At 54.4% G+C, this 20,388-nt stretch carries 12 protein-coding genes; 2 read left to right on the top strand and 10 right to left on the bottom strand.

What is annotated here, in order from left to right; translation table 11 throughout:
• Positions 1-586 precede the first annotated feature (586 nt).
• The 7 genes from AC6RNO_RS15115 to AC6RNO_RS15145 all read right to left on the bottom strand — a co-directional run bounded on the left by AC6RNO_RS15115 (position 587) and on the right by AC6RNO_RS15145 (position 10,404).
• Entirely contained in the window at positions 587-2,104 is a 1,518-nt protein-coding gene (locus tag AC6RNO_RS15115; protein ID WP_497105920.1) for a glycosyl hydrolase family 28 protein, read from the bottom strand.
• A gap of 12 nt (positions 2,105-2,116) precedes the next feature.
• Positions 2,117-3,220, bottom strand: a complete 1,104-nt coding sequence (locus tag AC6RNO_RS15120) for a glycoside hydrolase family 88 protein (protein ID WP_497105921.1) — start codon at positions 3,218-3,220, stop codon at positions 2,117-2,119.
• A gap of 38 nt (positions 3,221-3,258) precedes the next feature.
• Positions 3,259-4,377, bottom strand: a complete 1,119-nt coding sequence (locus AC6RNO_RS15125) for a hypothetical protein (protein ID WP_497106016.1) — start codon at positions 4,375-4,377, stop codon at positions 3,259-3,261.
• Positions 4,378-4,401: 24 nt separating this feature from the next.
• The gene (locus tag AC6RNO_RS15130; protein ID WP_488436078.1) at positions 4,402-5,277 is read right to left on the bottom strand and encodes a carbohydrate ABC transporter permease; all 876 of its coding nucleotides are present in this window, start codon (positions 5,275-5,277) and stop codon (positions 4,402-4,404) included.
• A gap of 13 nt (positions 5,278-5,290) precedes the next feature.
• Complete coding sequence (locus AC6RNO_RS15135; protein WP_497105922.1) at positions 5,291-6,241, bottom strand: ABC transporter permease subunit; 951 nt, start codon at positions 6,239-6,241, stop codon at positions 5,291-5,293.
• Between the two features lie 101 nt (positions 6,242-6,342).
• On the bottom strand, positions 6,343-7,857 hold the full coding sequence (locus AC6RNO_RS15140) for an extracellular solute-binding protein (RefSeq protein WP_497105923.1): 1,515 nt from the start codon (positions 7,855-7,857) through the stop codon (positions 6,343-6,345).
• 1,023 nt (positions 7,858-8,880) lie between these two features.
• Entirely contained in the window at positions 8,881-10,404 is a 1,524-nt protein-coding gene (locus tag AC6RNO_RS15145; protein WP_497105924.1) for an extracellular solute-binding protein, read from the bottom strand.
• A gap of 151 nt (positions 10,405-10,555) precedes the next feature.
• Here AC6RNO_RS15145 and AC6RNO_RS15150 point away from each other — a divergent pair, with 151 nt between their 5' ends.
• Together AC6RNO_RS15150 and AC6RNO_RS15155 are read left to right on the top strand one after the other, a co-directional pair.
• On the top strand, positions 10,556-12,856 hold the full coding sequence (locus tag AC6RNO_RS15150; protein ID WP_497105925.1) for a helix-turn-helix domain-containing protein: 2,301 nt from the start codon (positions 10,556-10,558) through the stop codon (positions 12,854-12,856).
• Positions 12,857-12,915: 59 nt separating this feature from the next.
• A complete protein-coding gene (locus tag AC6RNO_RS15155; protein WP_497105926.1) occupies positions 12,916-14,718 on the top strand; it encodes a sulfatase-like hydrolase/transferase in 1,803 nt (600 codons plus the stop codon).
• Here AC6RNO_RS15155 and AC6RNO_RS15160 read toward each other — a convergent pair.
• The 3 genes from AC6RNO_RS15160 to AC6RNO_RS15170 form a co-directional block, all read right to left on the bottom strand.
• Positions 14,682-17,339 (bottom strand): discoidin domain-containing protein, encoded by a 2,658-nt coding sequence (locus AC6RNO_RS15160; RefSeq protein WP_497105927.1) that lies wholly within the window; start codon positions 17,337-17,339, stop codon positions 14,682-14,684. The genes AC6RNO_RS15155 and AC6RNO_RS15160 overlap by 37 nt on opposite strands.
• A gap of 38 nt (positions 17,340-17,377) precedes the next feature.
• Positions 17,378-18,865 (bottom strand): glycosyl hydrolase, encoded by a 1,488-nt coding sequence (locus AC6RNO_RS15165; RefSeq protein WP_497105928.1) that lies wholly within the window; start codon positions 18,863-18,865, stop codon positions 17,378-17,380.
• A gap of 127 nt (positions 18,866-18,992) precedes the next feature.
• Positions 18,993-20,363: a sugar phosphate nucleotidyltransferase gene (locus AC6RNO_RS15170; RefSeq protein ID WP_497105929.1), complete on the bottom strand. Its 1,371-nt coding sequence runs from the start codon at positions 20,361-20,363 to the stop codon at positions 18,993-18,995.
• Positions 20,364-20,388: the final 25 nt, after the last annotated feature.

The following is a 20,388-nucleotide window of genomic DNA, read 5'->3' on the forward strand; positions in this document are numbered from 1 at the left end:
GAGATTTTTTAATTATCCGCCAGACAAAAAGCATCAATAAAATACAGTTTTAGGAACATTTTGAAACAAATTTTTCATGTCAGGTTTGATGCAAAGCTAGTGGTTTTTTTCTCTGAAATTGGCTTGTTTTGGTGAAAAGCCTGCGAAAGTGCAGGAATTTTCGCTGAAAGTGAACCTGAGCCCATATCCCCGCTGAAAAGCCTGCACAATTGCAGGAATTTTCCGTGGCCAGCGATCAAGGACGCAAATTCATGTATTTTTGCAGGTTTTCTTCGTGCAGCCAGGCAGTTTGTGGGTATCGCCACTGACGCGGGGGTTTTTCAACAGCCTGACTTTTGCAGGTTTTGCGGGGTGGAGGCCTTGCAGAGTGAAGCCACTACGGGGTAAAAGGCCACTGCGGGCTGCCGGGCCGCTTCATAAACGGTCGCACCTTCTTTGGACGACGTTGTGCAGAAACAGCTTTTGCTACGGTGGGGACTCGGGTGAATATCGTACTACCCGGAGCCGCCGATGCTCATCGAGAAATAGTCGGGCCTAAGCCCGACTTATCCGAAAAAAACCAGGGGAACCGAGCTCCCCTGGTACGTCATCCCCCCACGCGCGCGCTGCCCGCGTCGGTTTGCAAATAGCTGCCGTCAGCCGTATGCCTGCCGGCAATAAACACCTCCGCCGAGCGGGTCAGCGCCACGACCGGCGTATCTTTGTGCCTGCGCTTCATGGACAGCTCATGCGCTTCGAAGTCGCGCACGTCTTCCGCGCGCAGCGCCGGACCTTGCCGCGTCTCGATGCGGACGTGGTGGAGCTCCATGCCCTCCACGTGCTTGCACAGCATGCCGTCTCCGGCCATGACGATCGGTTCCCGCACCATATCCGGCTCGTCGCCCTGCTCCAGCGGATCGGTCGTCATTTCGATCAGCACATGATGCAGCTGCACGTCCCGGATCGGCATCTCCGGCAATCCGTAAATAAATCCGGCGGAAGCTCTGCACCGTTTGGCGGTCACGTCGCTGATCCGGATGTGCTCGATCGCGGGCGTGCTGTCGGTGACGGCGACGGGAAGCGGACTGCCGATCAACGGATTGCTTTCATCCACGCCGTGCCGGTAGAACGAATTGACCGTCAGCGGGCAAAATACATCCTCCATATACACATTGCTAACCTGAATGTTTCGGATGTACCCTCCGCGGGCGCGGTTCGTTTTCATGCGGATGCCGCGATCCGTACCGATGAAGATGCAGTTCGAAATGACGACGTTGCGAATGCCGCCGGCCATTTCACTGCCGAGCACGACCCCGCCGTGCCCTCTGAGCATCGTGCAGTTCGTCACCGCGATGTTCTCCGAAGGCTTGCCGACACGGCGTCCGTCTTCGTCGATGCCCGACTTGATGCAGAGGCAGTCGTCCCCCACGTCGAAGAAGCAGTCGGAGATCCGCACATTCGAGCACGAATCGATGTCCAAGCCGTCGCTGTTCGGCGTGTCGCTGGGATTTTTAATATTCACGCCGTGAATATGCACGTTTTTGCAGTAGACCAGATGCGTGTTCCAGAACGGCGAATTTTGCAGTGTAACGCCTTCGATGCTCACATGCTCGCAATCGATCAGCTGCAGCAAGGGCGGGCGGAGAAATTGCGACTCCCACTCCACGATATTGCTCTTGACCGAGCGGAGCAGCGCCTCGTTCAAGCCGGCGATTTCCTTCGTCCGCGCGCTTTCCACGGTTTCGCCCCGGCGCAGGGCCCGATTCGCCTGCCACCACGGGGCTCCCTGCCCGTCGATGATCCCTCTGCCCTTGATCGTCACATGGGATAGGCCGCTGCCATAGATGAGCGGCGAGTAGCCGTAACATTCATAGCCGGACCACCGGGTCGGAACAGGCGGATAGTCGTCAAAATCAGTGCGGAACAACAGCACGGCTCCCGCTTCCAGCTCCAGCGTCATGCGGCTGCGCAGCGCGATTCTGCCTGTGACATACGTCCCTGCGGGAATGTAGACGGTCCCGCCTCCGTTGATCGCGCAAGTTTCGATAGCCTCGGCGATCGCCTGACTGTTATCGGTGACTCCGTCGGGAACGGCTCCGAACCGTGTAATGCTATATATCGACATTTGGCTGCACCTCTAGTGTTCATTTGCGGTTAACGATTGCATCTCCACGCAAGCCATGACGAATGTGCCTATGCCGTGCAGGTCGTTCTCGCTCGTCGGCCGGGTCACATAATTTTCGTAATCTCCGGCGGAAGTTCCGATACAGATGTGCGGCAAAATCAGGCACTCCTGCTTGTCGAACTGCAGCGTGCGGATAAGTCCCTCATATCCCCTTCGGGCCGCATCCAGGCACTCGTCTCCGACAACGCCGTGCTTAATCGCTTTGGCGATCGTGTACACAAACAAGTTGGTGCAGGATGTCTCCAGCCAATTGTCGGGCATGTGCCCTTTGTCCACGATTTGGTACCACAGACCGCTTTCTTGGTCCTGGTAGCGAATCAGCGCGCACACAAAATCCCCCAAAGCGGCGGCCAGTTCGTCACGGCCCGCTTCGCCTGCCGGCAGCTCATCCAAAAACTGCGCCAGCGCCAGACCGTACCAGCCCAGCGACCTGCCCCAAAACTCCGGCGAACAGCCCGTCTCCAGGTTGGCCCACGGCATTCTCCGGCTCTCGTCCCACGCGTGGTAGAGCAGGCCCGTACGCTCGTCTTTCATGTATTTGCGCATCAGCTTCTCCTGATGCAGCACCGTCGCCCGCAGGCTGTGATCCCCGTAGGCGTTGGCGTATTTCAAGGCGAAAACGCCACCCATATACAAGCCGTCCAGCCACATTTGATACGGGTATTTGTCCTTATGCCAGAAGCCGCCTTCGGAAGTCAGGTTCAGCGTATGAAACAAGCTTCTCAGCTTGTCGGCGGCTATCCGGTATTTGCTGCGGCCCGTCCGCTGTTCCAGACGGAACAGCAGCAGCCCGGCCTGAATCGCGTCCAATTCGTCGCGGGCAAAGTACAGATTGCCGTATTCGTCCACAAGACCGTCCACATATCCCTGGATATAGTCGGCGTAGCGTTCCTCCTTCACCTGCTCCGACAGCAATTCCACTCCGCACAAAAATACGCCCTGATGGTAGTGCCAGCGCCCGGCGGGCGGAAGTTCCATCGGGGTATACTGGCTCATAACGGAATCGCAGGCAGCCCTCGCCCACTCGATCGGTGTCTTTTTTGCAATAACAGTCATTCTGATTTCTCCCTTCCCTCTCTAGCTTGCCAGGGTTATCACAGTATTGGTTTGTAAAATGAATCGGCGGAAAAACTCCACCCCGGCTCCTGCAGGCCGGCCAGATGATAGCACACGGACCGGATCAGCAGCGCCTGCGTTCCCGCATTCATGTCGCCCTCGACAAGCCCGCGCCCGATATGAACCGGCCTCGGCATGTCCGGGTAATACTCCCCGCGCTTGATCTGCGCCACATTCGGCGCCGAAGGCGAGTGAGCCAGCTCGCGGGAAAATCCGCCGTCCGCGCGAAGCAGCCTGCTCATGTTCGCCAGCGTGATGCGGACGATCTCGCGCAGCTCCTCCGGCGGGATGTCCGGCTTCATATAGGAAAGCAGGTGGATCGGGTTGCGAATGTAGCACATATCGCTGGCCTCCTCCGTCCGCAGGCAGCGGAGTATGCTGCTGTAAATCCGCCGCTCTGCGGGCATGGGCACACCGAAGCTGTCATAAAAGGTATGCAGCTTAAAAGTGCCGGAAATTCGCTCATACTGCGTTCCCCGGCCCCAAAGCCCAGTGTCCGGGTCCTGAATTTCCGCAAAAAACCGGAACGCCGTATGCGCAAACTCCGCCCGGCGCTCCGGCGGCTCGACTTGCCGCACATACACCGCGGAAGTTGACAAGCGGTCGCAGCCGCGCCAGCTGTTGCTTAATTCCACGGAGCGCAGCCAGCGGAGATAAGCTTCCGGCGAGCTCATGTAGCCGGGTGCCTGACGCGCCTGATACGGCAAAGCGTAAAGCGGCTCGCCCCCGAGCTTGCGCAGGGCGTTAAGACTGTAGCCAATCGCCCGGGCTACCATCACCTCGTCTTCGCGCATATGCGAATTCGCATCGTAAAAGCAGCCTGTGTCCGGGTCCTGCTTGTTTTGGAAAAAGCGGACCAACCGCTCCTTCACCGCAGGCGGCATCGATTCCAACAGGCCGCGGCGCTCCAAGATGTTCAGCGCCTGGGCCGTCGATTCGATGTCCGGCGTAAGGCCGGCGATCCCCCGCGAGCTGCGGGCGTAGAAAAATCCGCCGCTGCGCGCATCGTACTGCCCGGCCAGCCAGTCGAAAAACCGGCTGAACAAACCGTCCATTTCGGCAAGCGCAGCGCGTAAATTCTCTTCGTGTGTCTGCATGTGCATGTGCAAGACCCTCTTTTCCTATCCCTTGATCGAGCCCAACATCGCTCCTTTAGCGAAATGCTTTTGCAGGAACGGGTACACCAGCAGGATCGGCAGCGTCGCAACGACGATAACGGCCATTTTGATCGATTGCGCCGGCGGCGGAGTCGTATTGTCTAAGGCTGAGCTGGAATCCATTCCGCTGGCCAGAACGACGATTTGTCTGAGCAGCACCTGAATCGGCCACAGCTTGCTGTCGTTAATATAAAAGATTGCGTTGATATACGTGTTCCAATGAGTCACTGCGTAGAATAAAGAGATGGTTGCAATTGCCGGCATCGATAATGGCAGCACAATGCGGAACAAAATGCCGAAATCGTTGCAGCCGTCGATTTTGGCCGATTCTTCGAGCCCTTCCGGCACGTTTTGGAAGAAGTTTTTCAAAATGATCAGGTTGAATGCGCTGATTGCAGTAGGCAGAACCAACGCCGAGTAAGTGTCGATCAAGCCCAGCTCTTTGACGACCAGGAAGGTCGGAATCAATCCGCCGTTAAACAGCATCGTAAATACGACAAGGAAGTTGACCGTCTTTCTTCCGTCCAAATCTTTACGCGCCAGACCGTATGCCATCAAAATCGTCACAAACATACTGAATATCGTTCCGAAAAGAGTAGTTCCGATCGATACGCCCATCGCTTTAAAAATCGTATTCGTCGAGAAAATAAACCGGTAAGCGTCCAAGCTCCAATCCGTAGGGAAAAGCACAAACTTCTTGGCGGCCATTTCCGCGCTTGTCGTGAACGAACCCGCTACGACATGCACGAACGGCAGCACGGTAACTAAACCGATAATCGTTAATAATGCATAATTGATGATGTTAAACATTCTGCCGGCTATCGTTCTGTCATCAATCATTGTCCAGTCCTCCTCAATATACGCCCTCTTCGCCTATCTTCTTGGAAATCCTGTTGACCAGCATGACAAGAATCAGTCCGATAAACGATTTGAAAAATCCGATTGCGGCGCTGTAGCTGTACTGCCCTTGCTTTAAACCTGCCGTATATACATAAGTGTCAATGATCTCGGCAACTTCCCGGTTCATGGAGTTGAGAAGCAGGTAGACGTGCTCGAAACCGAGGTCGAGAACATGACCGATTTTCAAAATTAACAATACGATGATCACACTGCGAACCGCCGGCAATGTAATGTGCCACATTTGTCTGATGCGCCCGGCGCCGTCCATCCGCGCAGCCTCATAAAGCTGGGGATCGATGGAAGCGATCGCGGCCAAATAAATAATCGTTCCCCAACCTGCTTCTCTCCAAATGACTTGAAGCGTATAGATCGGCCTGAACCAATCGGGGCTCAAAAGGAAGTTGATTTCCGTAAATCCGAAATACTCAAGCAGCTCGTTGACAATCCCGCCGTCCATCGTCAGCATGACGAAGGTGATCGAGACGATAATGACCCAGGACATGAAGTGAGGCAAATAAACAATCGTCTGAAAAGTTTTCTTAAACAGTTCCGCTCTGACTTCGTTTAACATCAGCGCCAAAATGATCGGAATCGGAAAATAAAACAAAAGATTCATGCCGAACAGAATTAACGTATTGCTGAGAATCGTCCAAAAATCGGGTTCCGTAAACAAGCGGCGAAAATGTTCGAAACCGACCCATTCGCTTCCGCTGATTCCTTTAAACGGTTTGTAATTTTGAAACGAAATGATCAGCCCGTACATGGGGATATATTTGAATATTAGAAAATACAGCACTCCCGGCAGCAGCATGATATAGATCAATTTATTTTTCCAAAGGCGTCTGCCGAGCTCGCTGCTTCGGGTTGTCGGCACCACCTTTGGCTGAATGTGTGCTTCCTGCATAGCATTTCTTCCTCTCCGGTAGATTAGATAAAATTAAAGAGGCTGCTGTTCGTGCAACAGCCTCTTCTCTTTTTCAACCTGTGTTACTCCGTACCCATCAGTTATTTTTTGCCCGCGGCATTATATTCTTCGATAATTTTGCTGCCTCCGCGGTTTTTCCAATCCTCTACAGCTTTATCGAATCCTGCCTTGTCGAGGTTGCCGTAAATGTATTTGTAGGTCGCGTCTTTGATTACGTCTTGAAGCTGCACGCCTTTCTCCATGTACGTTTTGGAGTCCAGCGCAGCGGCCGGGTCCTGCACGGCGTACTTCAGATTGGCAAATTTCAGCTCATCCGCCTTGCCTTGGGCAGGTATGCTCGGTATGCCCAAATATCTGCCGGACGTATCTTCGTCGCCAATGGCCGCATCCGCAAACGCCTTGACTTCGCGCGTCCATTTTTCCTCATCCAGCTTTTTCGCCTTGTTGTCGATTACGCTGTAGTGAACGTCTTTGACGCCCCAGTACATCAGGTTGGCTACTTCAGGGGTCATCATTTTGTCAAAGAATGCCAAAATTTTCTTCAGATCCGCCTCTGTTTTGATCGCCGATTTCGGGAACAGAATTACGTTGTTGTAGCCGTTCAACGCCCACGACGAGAACTTGCCGTCGGCACCGGCGACCATGCTGTGCACGTCTACGACAGCCGTAGGAACGTTTTTGATCAAATCTTTGTTCAGCGTCGAGACGTCTGTCATAGCTCCGATATACATGCCCGCCGTGCCTTTGGTGAACAGCTTTTGCTGATCCGTTTTGCTTGTCGCGGCAAAATCTTTATTGATAATGCCTTCGTCGCGCAGCTTTTTATAGAAGTCCATCGCCTTCACATACTCAGGGAACATGAACTCCGGCTGCAGTTTGCCGTCTTTGAGGCCCCAGTTGTTCGGCACGCCGAGCCAGGTAGCTACGGTTTTGAAGGAGCCGTAGATCAAATCGTTGCGGTCCGCCAGACCGATCGTGTCCTTCTTGTTGTTGCCGTCAGGGTCACTCTCGGTGAACGCCTTCATCATCGCATACAGCTCATCGAGGTTCGACGGCGGCTTAAGCCCGAGCTTATCCGCCCAGTCTTTCCGGTAAATGATGCCTTGACGGGCAATATCCACGCCGCGGTAAAGCGTATACAGCTTGCCGTCAACCTTCGTATTGTCGTTGGTCGTCGACTTCAATTTGCTGAGATTCGGGAAGTCCTTCAGGTAAGGCCCGATTTCCCAAAATTGGCCGTCGCGAATCGCCGACTTCATTTGGATGAATGTCGCCTGGTTTTTCAGGTAAGTCACCTGCGGCAGACCGCCGGTCGCAAACGTCGTGTTCAGCTTCTCTTCATAAGTGTCAGCCGGGAAAAACTGGAATGTCAGCTTCGTGTTCGTCAGTTTCTCCAGCTCTTTGATGACTACGTCCGGCGGTGTTTCCGGAGTGTTGAGCGGAGCCATAATCGTGATTGCCGTCGGTTTATTGTCAGTTGCCCCACCTGCGGTCGATGCGGGAGTCGCCGTTTTGTCCCCGTTCGAGCAAGCGGCCAGCAGGACGCTGGAAACGAGCAGAACGCTCAGGGGAATCGAGACCAGTTTTCTCTTCATATTTTGTCAGACCTCCACAAAAATGGTTTTGTGCTGCTACACCTCCTACACTACACAGGCGCTTAGATTACCGAAACAATCATTTCCCCATTTCGGCCTTGCGAAACAAGGATGTGAGATAATGATTATTGCCGCGGAAGATGACACACCGGAAGCCCGACGGGCGCATGCGTGAAAGCAGGGGTGTTTAGCCCCTGTTTAGCCCCCCCGCACTAGAAGCGGTCGCACCTCCCCCTTGGCTGCAAATGAAGAAGCCTGCGTAAGTGCAGGCTGTTGAAACACCACAAGCCAGAGCTGGCCGCTTATCCACCGGCTGCGGGAAAAAAGCCTGCAAAAGTGCATCTTTTTGCTCGTTTATACGCCGGAAACGAAATATTCCTGCAATTGTGCAGGCTTTTCACCCGAGCACATGGGTTCAGATTCAATTTCAGCGAAATTCCTGCACTTTCGCAGGCTTTTCGCCAAAATGGGCCATTCCGGCAGAAAAAACCTGTACTTTTGCAGGTTTTCTCTCCGCCCAGTCCTGGTCTGCCCGTTCGACCTGGCCTGCCCCCTTCCTGGTCTGCCCTCCCGTACCGGTCTGCCCGTCCTGGCCTGGCCTGTCAGACCACTTCATGCCAAACGCCCACTTTAATCGGGTATCCCCCACTATCACCTTTTTCCCAAAGAACGGAACCGTTTCCCATCGTCAAAGCCTGACTACTGCAAACTTGGGGGGCTGAAGGTTATGGTGGGCTGCAGGCTTGGGGGCCGACCCTAGACCGGCCCACTGGCGCCTTATAGCCCTTCAGCGCACGCCGGGAGAGGTGCGCGTTGGCGGGCATCGCGCGCAAACGTCCTTGATGGCGGCGGGAATTGCGGGACGCCGGATCGCGGACGTTCAGCGAATTTCCCGCGAGCCAAAACCCAAAAAAGCCAAGGCACTGAACCTTGGCTTGCTGTATGCCGGCGCGCACCCCGGTCGCCCGGACTGGGCGCTGTTTCGCCGCCGGCCGGGACGGAGCGATGACTCCCGACGCGCCGCTAGTTTGCTTTTTTTAGAAAATACGCTTTGCTGTATTCGTCTGTGATCTGGTTGCCGCCGTTTTGCTTCCAGCGGGCGATTTCCTGACGGAACCCGTCCTTGTTCAAGTTGCCCAGTATATAGTTGTAGGTCGCGTCGGAAATAATTTTGTAAAGTTCCAGGCCTCTTTCATCGTACGTTTTGGACTCCAGGCTTACGGTCGGATCTTTGACGATGAACTTCTCATTATCCGTGCTCAGTTGATCCGCCAGTTTGGTCAAGGACTCCTGCTCGGCGATGCGCATGACGTTCTTATTGTTCAAATCCGCAATCATCAGCGTATAAAGCGAATTCACCTCGTTCACGCGGAGCTGCGACGTTTCCTCAAGAAGCCGGACCTGATCGCCCACTTTGGTGTAATGTTTCCCTTCAATGCCGAAGTGCAGCAGGTTGGCGACATCCTTGTCCATCGTCCGGTCGAAGAAAGCGAGGATTTGCTTCAATTCTTCTTCGGTTTTGATCGCTTTTTTTGAAAATAAATACAAGCCGTTATAGTTGGGTATGGACCATATTCTCAAGCCGGCGGGCCCTTCGATGCGGTTCACGAGCGTGTACTTCGCTTTCGGGTTGATCGCTCTGCTTTCATCGGTCAGCCGCTGCACGTCCTGCATGCTGCCGATATATACGCCGGCGATGCCGCGGATCAGCTTGTCCCGCTGCACTTCCTTGCTGGTTACGGCAAAATCCGGATTGATCAGCTTCTCGGTGTACAGCTTTTTCATAAAATCCATCGTATCCATGTAGGCGGGCGATTCGAAATCCGGAACAAGCCGATTGTCCGCTATGCTCCAGCCGTTCGGCGTGCCGAAATAGGAACTTAGCGTCTTGAACGCGCCGAACACCAGATCATTCCGGTCGGTTAATCCGATCGTATCCTGCTTTCCGTTCCCGTCGGGGTCCCCGTACGTAAACTGCTTCAATACGTTGTACAGCTCATCCAGGTTCGCCGGTTTGGACAAGCCGAGGTTGTTCAGCCAGTCCTCGCGGATAATGATTCCCTGGCGGGACGAGGGACGCTCCGTGTACAAGCCGTATATTTTGTCGTCGACCGCCGCCTGACCGAGAATGTCCCGGCTGAGCTGCTTCAAATTCGGGTATTGGCTCAAATAAGGTCCGATCTCCCAGAACGAGCCGGAGCGGATCGAATTTTTCAGGATGATGTAGTCCGAATATTTGATAAAAGTCGCTTTTTTCAGCGTGTTGGTCGTTAGCGCGGTGTTCACTTTGTCCGTGTAAATGCCATCGGGAACCCAGTTCATTTCGAGCTTCGTGCCGGTCATTCGTTCGATTTCCTGCACGAGCTCCTGATTCGGAGGGTGTGGAAAATGTAAAGGAGCCATGATGGAAATCGCCGGACGGCCATCGGCCGCTGACCCGGATTTTGCCGTGTTGTCGTTCCCGCAGGCGCTTAGCCACAGGATGGCCAGCACCATAAATATTAGGCCGGCAATTCTCTTGTTTTTTTGCACCGGACCCTTCTTCATACGAATTCCCCCTTGCTGATACTTCGATTTATCGTCATAATCTAATAAAATGATTATCCGCCGTCCAGATGATTATTGTCCTTAACTAAAGCGTTTACTACAATAGACATGTTAGATGCTTCGTAACCTCCATGATAAGGTGTTGGATGCTGTGCGTTCTTTAAGTTTTTTGAGCAAAATGACGATTTTCGGGTTCTTGTTGAGCACGCTTCCGGTCATTTTCATCGGTGCTTTCTCGTTTGTGACTTCTTCCAAAGAGATCCAAAAAAATGTAAACGAAGGTAAAATGCAGTTAATCATGCAAATTAATTCAAATGTAGAGCAGAAATTAACGACTGTCAACCATACTTTGAATCAAGTGATTAATTCTACCGTGCTAAAAAAAGCGTTGGATATTCCACTGACTGTAAACGATTTCAAAATGTACGACGACTTGCGCAGCGAGATTCGCTACATGCAGTCTTTCGATACGAAGCTGGAAGACGTTGTCCTTATTAACGGACGCTATAACTGGATGGTCAAAAACTCCGGGCTGTACAAGTTCAACGAGTACCCGTACCACGACCAGTTGGCCGCACTGATGAACGGGTCCGAGAACAGCTCCTGGGTGCTGAATCCGTCCGCATGGTTTTACACGGAGGAAAATGCCAGAAGCGTCGCTTGCGATTACCATATCAGCTTGGTCAAAAAGCTGCCGACCACCGGGTTCGAGCAGTTCGGTATAGCGCTGGCCAACATACCGGCGTGCAGTCTGCAGGATTTGCTGAGCAGCGATACGCCGCAGTATGACGATATTATGATCATTGATGAGCACAACCGGATTCTGATGCACCCGAACCCCGAGTTCATCGGCAAGCCGGTCGCCGAAACGGGACTAAAAAATATCGAGCTCCCATCGGAGCCCCGCGGCCAATTCACCACGCAGATGAATCAAAAGCCGTACGCGGTGACGTATTTGCGCTCCAATCTGAACGGCTGGGCGTACTTGTCGGTGACGTCCATCGACAGCCTGACCAAGGAATCCGATAAAATCGGCACCTATACGATCTATGTGTGCGTGATCATGCTGCTCGTCTCCATGCTGCTGGCATGGCTGGGCTCCCGCCGGATGTACTCGCCGATTCAGCTGCTGCTCAAGCAGATCGGAGAGCTTGTAACCGTGAACCAGCAGCGCAAAGCCAACGAGTTCCAGATGATCGGCGAACAGGTTCGCGATTTGTTCCAGTCCAAATCCCAGCTGGAAAACGAAGTGCGCCAGCATATCCAGCAGGTGCGCACGTTTTTCCTGATCAAAGCGTTCCAGGGCAACATCAAGCATAACGAATTGCTGGAAAAACTGCAGCAGTTCGGCTACGGCGTCCAAATGGCCGAATGGAGAACGATGGCCGCCATTACGGTGCAGATCGACTCGATCGACAATACCAGGTACGAAAAGCAGGACGTGGATCTGCTGCTGTTCGCGGTGCACAACATTATCGAGGAGCTGATCGGAACCGAGCAGCGGTTCGCGCCAGTCATTATCGACCATACCGTCGTCACACTGATCGGCAGTCCGGACAGCGATCCGGCGGCTTTCCGCAACACTTTGTACGCCTTGACGGAAAATTTGCAGCAAAAAATATTCAGCTACCTGAACTTGCAGGTCAGCATCGGCATGAGCCTGCCGACGTCGTCGTTTACGAACATGTCCATCGCCTACCGGGAAGGGCTGGAAGCGTTGAAGCACCGGATCAAGCTGGGCGAAGGCATCATTATTCAATATGAGAATATTAACTCGGGCAAACATTATTTGAATCTGAACTATCCGAAACATATCGAGCAGGAACTGAAGGATGCCATCAAAGTGGCGGAGAAGGATAAATCGAAGGAACTGCTGAAGCAATTGCTGCAGTCCGTGCTTTCGGCACAGCTGTCCCCGCAGGAGTACCAGGTTCCGCTGGCCCGCTTCCTGAACAATCTGCTGATCGTCATGCAGGAATCCGGCATCAGCCTGAATCAGATTCACCCCGGAAACGGCTCTTTATTCGAGGAATTGCTGGAGCTGCAAATCGCGGCTGAAATCGAGGACTGGTTCTGGACGCAGGTCGTATATCCGATGATCAAAATTTTCCGCGACCGGCAGGATGCGCAGTACCACAACATTTCGGAGAAAATCATCGATCTGGTGCAGCGCTGCTACGACACGGATTTGACGCTGGAGGAGTGCGCTTCGCAGCTGCATTACAACGCTAATTATTTAAGCAGTATTTTCCGCAAAGAAACGAACCATTCGTTCAGCGAATATTTATCCGCCTACAGATTTAATATGGCGAAGAAATGGCTGGCCGAGACAGATATACCGATTAAGGATATTTCATCCAGGCTCAGGTACAACAATCCGCAAAACTTTATCCGCTCGTTCCGCAAGCAGGAGGGCATTACTCCGGGTCAATACAGGGAAAAGAACGCATGAATACTCTTTTGAAGCTCCCCGGCATAATCTAGGTAAAAAACGCTTAGGATGTGTATGCCATGGTTAGGAACGGGGAGCCTTCACGCAAGCCGGAACAGCCTAATTTTCTCGTCCTGCTCGTTGATGAGGAGCGTTATCCTCCCGTATACGAAAATGCGGAAATCCGCGAATGGCGCAGGCAAAATCTTACGACGCAGGAGCGGTTGCGAGCGAACAGTCTGGAGTTCCATCGGCATTATATCGGCAGCACCGCCTGCTGTCCGAGCCGCGCCACCTTGTTTACGGGCCAATATCCGTCGCTCCACGGCGTCAGCCAGACCAATGGATTGGCCAAGAGATCCTTCGATTCCGATATGTTTTGGCTGGGTAGAAATACGGTGCCGACGATGGGAAATTATTTCCGCGAGGCGGGATACCGGACGTATTATAAAGGAAAGTGGCATATCTCCTTTGAAGATATCGGGATTCCGGGCACGCACCGCAGCGTTCCGAGCTATCATCCCTTGACCGGGGTGCCCGATCGGGCGAAGGAAGATTTGTACCTGCAGGCCGATCCCCTGGAAAGCTTCGGCTTCTCCAGTTGGATCGGCCCCGAGCCGCACGGCGCCGACCCGCGAAACTCCGCCTCGTCGGCGGCATTCGGCGTCAGCGGCAGAGACGTCGTCTACGCCGCCGAGGCGGCGCAGCTTATCGAGGCGCTCGGCCGCGAACAAAGCGCCGGCAGCAGCGCCGAGCCGTGGCTCCTCGTCGCATCGTTCGTGAATCCGCACGATATTACGCTGTACGGCTCGGTCACGGAGCGGCTGCCTTTTTTCCGGTTCGCCGTGGATCCCATGCCTTCGGTCGATCCGCCGCCGACTCTGGACGAACCTCTGGACACGAAACCGCGATGCCAGGCGAGCTACCGGGATCTGTATCCCCTGGCGCTGCAGCCCATCATCGACGAGCCATTTTACCGCAAGCTATACTACCAGCTGCAAAAAAATGCCGATGAACAGATGGGCAAAGTTTTCGATGCGCTCGTGAACTCGCCTTTCTATGAAAACACGATCGTCATTTTTACGTCCGATCACGGCGATCTGCTGGGGGCTCACAACCATTTGCACCAAAAGATGTACTGCGCTTACGAAGAGATGCTGCACGTCCCCTGTCTCATTCACCATCAAAAGCTGTTCCCGCAGCGCCGAGCCTTTCGATCGCTGACCAGCCACCTCGATCTTCTGCCCACCATGCTGGGCTTGGCGGGCGCCGATATCGCGGCGATCGAGAGCCGGCTGCAAAGCAAGTTCAGCCAGGTTCACCCCCTGGCAGGACGCGATCTTTCGCGGCTGCTTCTGGAACAGGACGAGACCGATCCGCTGGACGATCCGATCTATTTCATGACCGAGGACGACCTTCTGCGCGGCCAGCACCAGGTCAGCCTGCTCGGAGTGCCCTATCCCGCCGTTGTCCAACCGAACCACATCGAAACCGTTATCGCCACCGTACGGCGAAATAACGTCAAAGAACTGTGGAAGTATTCCCGCTACTTCGACAACGAGCAGTTTTGGAGCGAGCCCGGAGTCCGGGATGTCACCGTCAGCGTGCCGCCTCCGGGCGGGTATGCCGGCGGGCCTCCGCAGTGGTCGGCCTGCGCCTCTTGCGCCGTGACGGTCAAAACCGAGCCTGTGCCGGAAGAGTATGAGCTCTACAACTTGACCGAGGACCCGCTCGAAGTGCGCAATCTCGCTCATCCTTCCCTGGCCACGCCGCAATCCCGAAACATGCAGCTGCGGATGGCCCGGCTGCTGGAAGAGCAGCGGAGCCGCAAGCGGCTGAAGCCGTATCAGCCCGGTGTACCCGGACCCTCTCCGATCCCGTAAACGTAAAGCTCATGAATGGACCAATAGCTGCCGCTTCTCGCGGTTTGCACGATTTTCACGTATCTGGCCCGCCGCGGCGCGAAGCGGATGTCCGTCACCGTAGCCCCGCGCCCCGTCGCGGCCGGGCTTCCCCATGCGGAGCCGTCGTCCGACAGGTAGACCTCGTACCCTTTCGAGAAATCGTTCGGCGAGCCTTCCGTCCGGAGCACGATCCGGTTGATCTCCGCCGTTTTTTTCATATCGACCTGGTAGTACTGCCCTTCCGTCTGCGCAGTGCCCGTATCCCAGCGGCTGTTGGGATTGTCATCAATCGCGCGCTCCGGCTTCCCGGAACTGCTGGAAACCGCCCAATCCTTACGGTCCAAAGACGCATAATCGGTGGCGGTCGCCTGCGTGACCGGAGAACCCCGTTTAGTCCCCGTCACCTGTATTTGATAAGAATAAGCCGTTTCAGGCTGCGTGTCATTGTCGAAATAATGCGTTTTTTGTATATTTTCGGCGATCATCGTGTAGCTGCCGCCCGGAACGGAGCTGCGCCATACATCGTAGCCCCGCGCTCCTTCCGATTCCTGCCAGTCCAGCTCGATCGCATGCTGCTGCAAAGGCGCCGCATCCAGCCAGGCCGAGGCCTTGGGCTTCACTTTTGCGGAACGCGTCAAAATATACTGCACCGCTTCGCCCGGCGCGAGCGTTTCCTTCAGCTGCAGTTCGGGGGCGGCTTGCAGCCCCGATACGTACGTCCGGGCTTCCTCATACGTGTCGCCCGCTCCGAACCGTTCCCCTTCAAATTCCGCCGCTTCCGGCATCGTCACTTTGACCTCTATCGTTTGCGCGGTTTTCTCAAAATTGACGAAGTTCAGCAATATTTTGTCCGATGTCCCCTGCGATCCGGGCAGCGGCTTCAACGATGAGGTATCCACAGCGCGAACATATACCAGCTTGCCCGTCAAGCCGCTCTTGTTCGTGACCTCGTAGGCCAGCGGCCGGCCATGGGTCGCATAGGCCAGATTGAGCCTGCGCATGACGGCTGCGCGGGAATCCTGCTCCGGCGGGTTGCTGTGGATTCGCGTCTCGGACGGATTATGGCCGTTCAGATCAAAGCCCGTTTCGAACAGCGAATACGACGGATAAAAAGCCGCATGCTGCGTGAACATGTCCGCATAGCCGATATGGGCGCGCATGATGCGGTCGAAAGCGGCCGCTTTCGGCTGAACGGCCCCGTACTGCTTGTCGTCGGTGTGGCTGTCCGACGTCCCGTACTCGGTGTTCAGCATCATTTTCGGCAAGCCATCCTCCGCTCCTCCGAACGTCTCCAAATTTTCCACGAAGCTCCCGCCATCGTTATCCACGTAGGATGAGCCGTAAGCGTGCCCGTTGGTCAAATCCGTCACCCGCTCCAGCTCCTTGCGCTGGGCCGGATCGCTTTCCCAGCCGTCCGGATCGCCGCAGCGGGCGGTCTGGCCGGGCGATTGGTTTTTGCACGCTTTCTCCTCATACTCCGGGGCGTATGCCCATCCGGGAGCTACCGTCTTCATATGAGGCGCCAGAATGGGAATATGCTCGCCCAGCCATTTGGCAATCGCCAGATTGACCGCCTTGGACCTGTTGAACAAGCCGGGCTCGTTGTCTACTTCATAATATTGAAAGAGCGAACCGTAGTTTTTCAAATAATCGGCCAGCTTCGCTTCGGCATCGTCCGGCAGGGTGCCGTCCGCTTTCAGCTTGATGTTGCCTGTGTGCAGGTGAAAGGAGACGGCTTGCGTGTTATAGTCCCGCAAAGTCTCGTAATATTCCTTGATGGACGAGCAGGCATTCTTGACATCCGTGGCGCAGCCGGTCCGCATAATGTTGCCGCTATAGGCGATGCCGAGCCATTTCAGCACGTACGGAAGGTGGCGGACGGCGCCTTCGTCGTAATAGAAGGACATATTGTTGACGCTCGTGCCGGACGCGATGTAATTGCCGTGAATCGGCTCCTCCGCCGGCGCCGGCAAAGCTGTCAGCGCAATGTAATCCCAGTTCCACCACAGGTACTGGTTTTCCGCCGGCGAACAGTACATGCAGCCGATCGCCTCAAGCTTCAATTCATTGTCGCCCTGCCGCAGCATTTCCTTCGGGATGTAAAGATCGTACGTCTTTTTGTAAGCATACTTGCTTGTCGTCCCGCCGACGCCGGCGATTTGCACGATGCCCGACAGCATGCCGTTGGAAAATACAGCCATCTGCGGAACGGACTTGTAGGCACCCAGCACCTTGACCTGGAGCTGAACGCCGTATTCCGGAACCGTGTCCAGGGAATAGTCGATGCTGAAATCGGGATTCACCGATTTGTTGAGGCCTTTGGGCACCTTTTTCCAATTCGCGCCGTTAGCCGGGGCCGCCGAGGCCGAGTACCTTCGGATGCCGGCGTCGTAATTGGCGAACTCAACAAAGGAATCGTCCGGACTGCCCAACATCCACAAAAGCCGGCTGTCGCCCATGAGTGCCAATGAAGCCTGAGCCTGAGCGGAAGGATTCGCCGTCTTCGCCGCCACGCTCCAATAATACGAAGCGGAAGACAAGATGATGATGCAAAGCAAGACGGCCGACAGGGCAATAAACTGAAACGCTCTTCTTTTCATGATGTCCTCTCTTTCCAGTCTTAGCTTTTGCGAATTCATCAAGGGAGGAAGAGGACGCCTTCGGGAATGATTTCTTTCGCTTGGGAGGAACTGGCCCACATGAGCTTAGCCGCAGCCCCTTCCGTATGATCATAATATTCCACTTTAATGTCTACAAGCCGCCCGGCGGTTAGCGCTATCTTTCCCGTTCGTTCCACCCAGCTCTGATTGTTCCAACTGTCTATCACCAAAGTCCCGTCGATCCACACCCGGATTCCGTCGTCGCTGACCGTGGAAATCGTATAGGTTTCCGAATATTTCGGCTTCAGCTTGCCCGTCCACCTGACGGAAAATTTATCGGCATGAACGGACGGCACCGGAGCGGACTTATGCCAGTTAAAGTCGATTTTGGGGTCTGTTCGCACCTCTTTGAGCAAGGTCAAGTTTTTATCGTCGAAATATTCGGCCCGCAGACCGTGCATGACAGCCGGCGGCCTGTCGGCCATTTGAAAATAAGAAGGCACGGCGCCCCTCGACAGCGATTTCGAATTTTTGTAAAAAGATTGCAGCCCCTGATAGGAATTGTTATCCGTCAGCATTTTGCCCCAAATCATCATGTACGCCCATTTGGGCTGCTTTTCAAGAACTGCGTGATCCGGCACTTCGCCGTTTTCCCCGATCGCCACCGGCTTGCCGGCGGCCAGATCGACGATGTCGTCATAGTAATCCTGCCGGTAATCGTTGTCGTAGATGTCGACGGCCAGCACATCGACCTTGTCGGCGCCCGGATACGTCAGCCGGTAAGGATCGGCATAAGCGTTGGGCGCGTTCGGACTCCACACCCAGAGCAGGTTGTCCAGCTTGTGCACATTGACGAACCGGTCATACATGGTATCCCAAAGGGCGGGGTAATTATTTTTTTTGCCCCACCAGAACCAGCCACCGTTCATCTCATGGTACGGGCGCCACAATACGGGGACCCCGGCATCCTTCAGCTTTTGCAGGTACACCGCCACATCGTCGAGATCGGCAATCAGCTTATCGTATTCCGGCGTTCCCGGAGTGACGTACCGGTCGAAATCGGACTGGCTCATTTCCGTCGATACGTTGGACCAGCAGCGGCATTTGCCGGGAATGCTCTGATGATAAGTTAAGGTTACGAGACCTCCGGCTTCATGCCAATCGATCGCGCTCTTCACGACATTCAGCCTTTGCGAAGCAACCGCCGTCTTGGATTGGTTCATAATCGCGCCGAACTCGTAACCGTGGATTCCGGCGTACGCTCCCGTCAATTTTTGCGATTTATCGTTTAATTCGTCCGGACTTTCCAGGTAATCGTGCTGGCCGCCTATAATATTTTTGCCCGAAATGTCATATAAAATCTGCAAAACGGCCTTCGCCTCCGCCGAGGCAGACGGATTCACAGGGACAGACGAAGCAGAAGCAATGTTCGGATAAAAAGGAAGTTGGGGCAAAATCAGCGCGAATAAAAGCAGGATCGCCGCCTTTCCTTTTACACCACCCTTTCTGCCTTGAAACACCCGCATAACGCGCCCTCCATTGGATGATTTTAAGATGCCATTGCTATGCCCATCGGATTACCAAATAAACAACCGCCTTCCAGTCCCATGAAAAAGAGAACAAAAAGGGGTTGTTTATTTCACAATCCAAACCTCATATAAACTGATGAAGCTTGATATCTTTCCATTCCATGCAAATTCGCACAATGTCCTCCTCAATCAGCTGCGATCCGGTTTGGACCTCGATCAGTTCCAGATCGGTTATCGCCAATATGCTGTGCTTGGTCCCTTCCGGAATCCGTACGACATCGCCGGGCTTCACTTGATACGGCTTGTCGTTGATGACGATATCGGCTATGCCGCTGACGATCGTCCATACTTCGCTTCTTTTGTAATGAAGCTGGTAGCTGATGTTTTTGCCGGCGCGGACGAGGATGCGTTTGGTGAGCACTTCGCTGCCCTCCGCGTATTTGACATAGTCGATGACGCGATAGCGCCCCCATCTCCGCTCTTCATACATCGGACGCTGCTGGATCGCGTTCATCACTTCCTTGATTCGCGGGCTTTCCGCCTTCGAAGTGACCAGAATGCCGTCCGGGCTTGCAGCAACGACGACATCGTTCATGCCGATCACCGTAACCGGAATATCCAGTTCGTTGATCAAATGCGTGTTCACGGAGTCCTCCGTCACAATGCCCGTGCCGATCTGGGAACGGTTCATTTCCTCCGTCAGCGTGTTCCACGTGCCAAGGTCTTTCCAGAAGCCGTCGTACGGAAGGACGACCACATTCTCTTCCTTCTCCACCACTTCGTAGTCGAAGCTGATTTTCGGAAGCTCTTTGTATTGTTTAAGCATTTCTTCGTACTGGATCGGAAGTCCTTTTTCCGCCAGCACTTGTATTAAATAATCGAGGCGGAATCCGAACACGCCGCAGTTCCACAGAGCGTTCCGGCGGATCAAAGCTTCCGCTTGCGCGCGGTCCGGCTTCTCCCGGAAATGGCTGACCCGAAGCGCCTCCGCATAATCTGGGTGCGGGTCCGCAGGGACGATATAGCCGTACTTCTCTGACGGGACGCTCGGTACGACGCCGATCAGCGCCAGGTTCGCATCCGTTTCCCGAAGCACCTGCTCCAACTCCTTGATCTTCTCGAAGAAAGCTTCGTCCACGTAGGGATCGACCGGCAGAACGGCGACGACCGTATCCAGCGGCATGTCGGCCATCGAATACATATAAGTTGCGGCGAGCGCGATGGCGGCGAAAGTATCCCTTCTTTCCGGCTCTACGATCAGAGGAACCTCGCCGCCAAGCTGGCTGGCGATCATTTCAACCTGGGAACGGTTCGTTGCCAAATAAGCGGAAGTTCCCAGACCGGCGTCATTCAACTGTCTCCACACCCGCTGCACCATCGATTCGATCTCCTGATTCGGGCTGTCGAGCACCTTTAAAAACTGCTTGGATCTGGAATCGTTGGAGAGCGGCCACAGCCGCTTGCCCGACCCGCCGGATAAAAGAACCAGTTTCATGCTAATCACACTCCCTCTTATTATT

This window comes from Paenibacillus sp. sgz302190 (genome assembly GCF_059820445.1).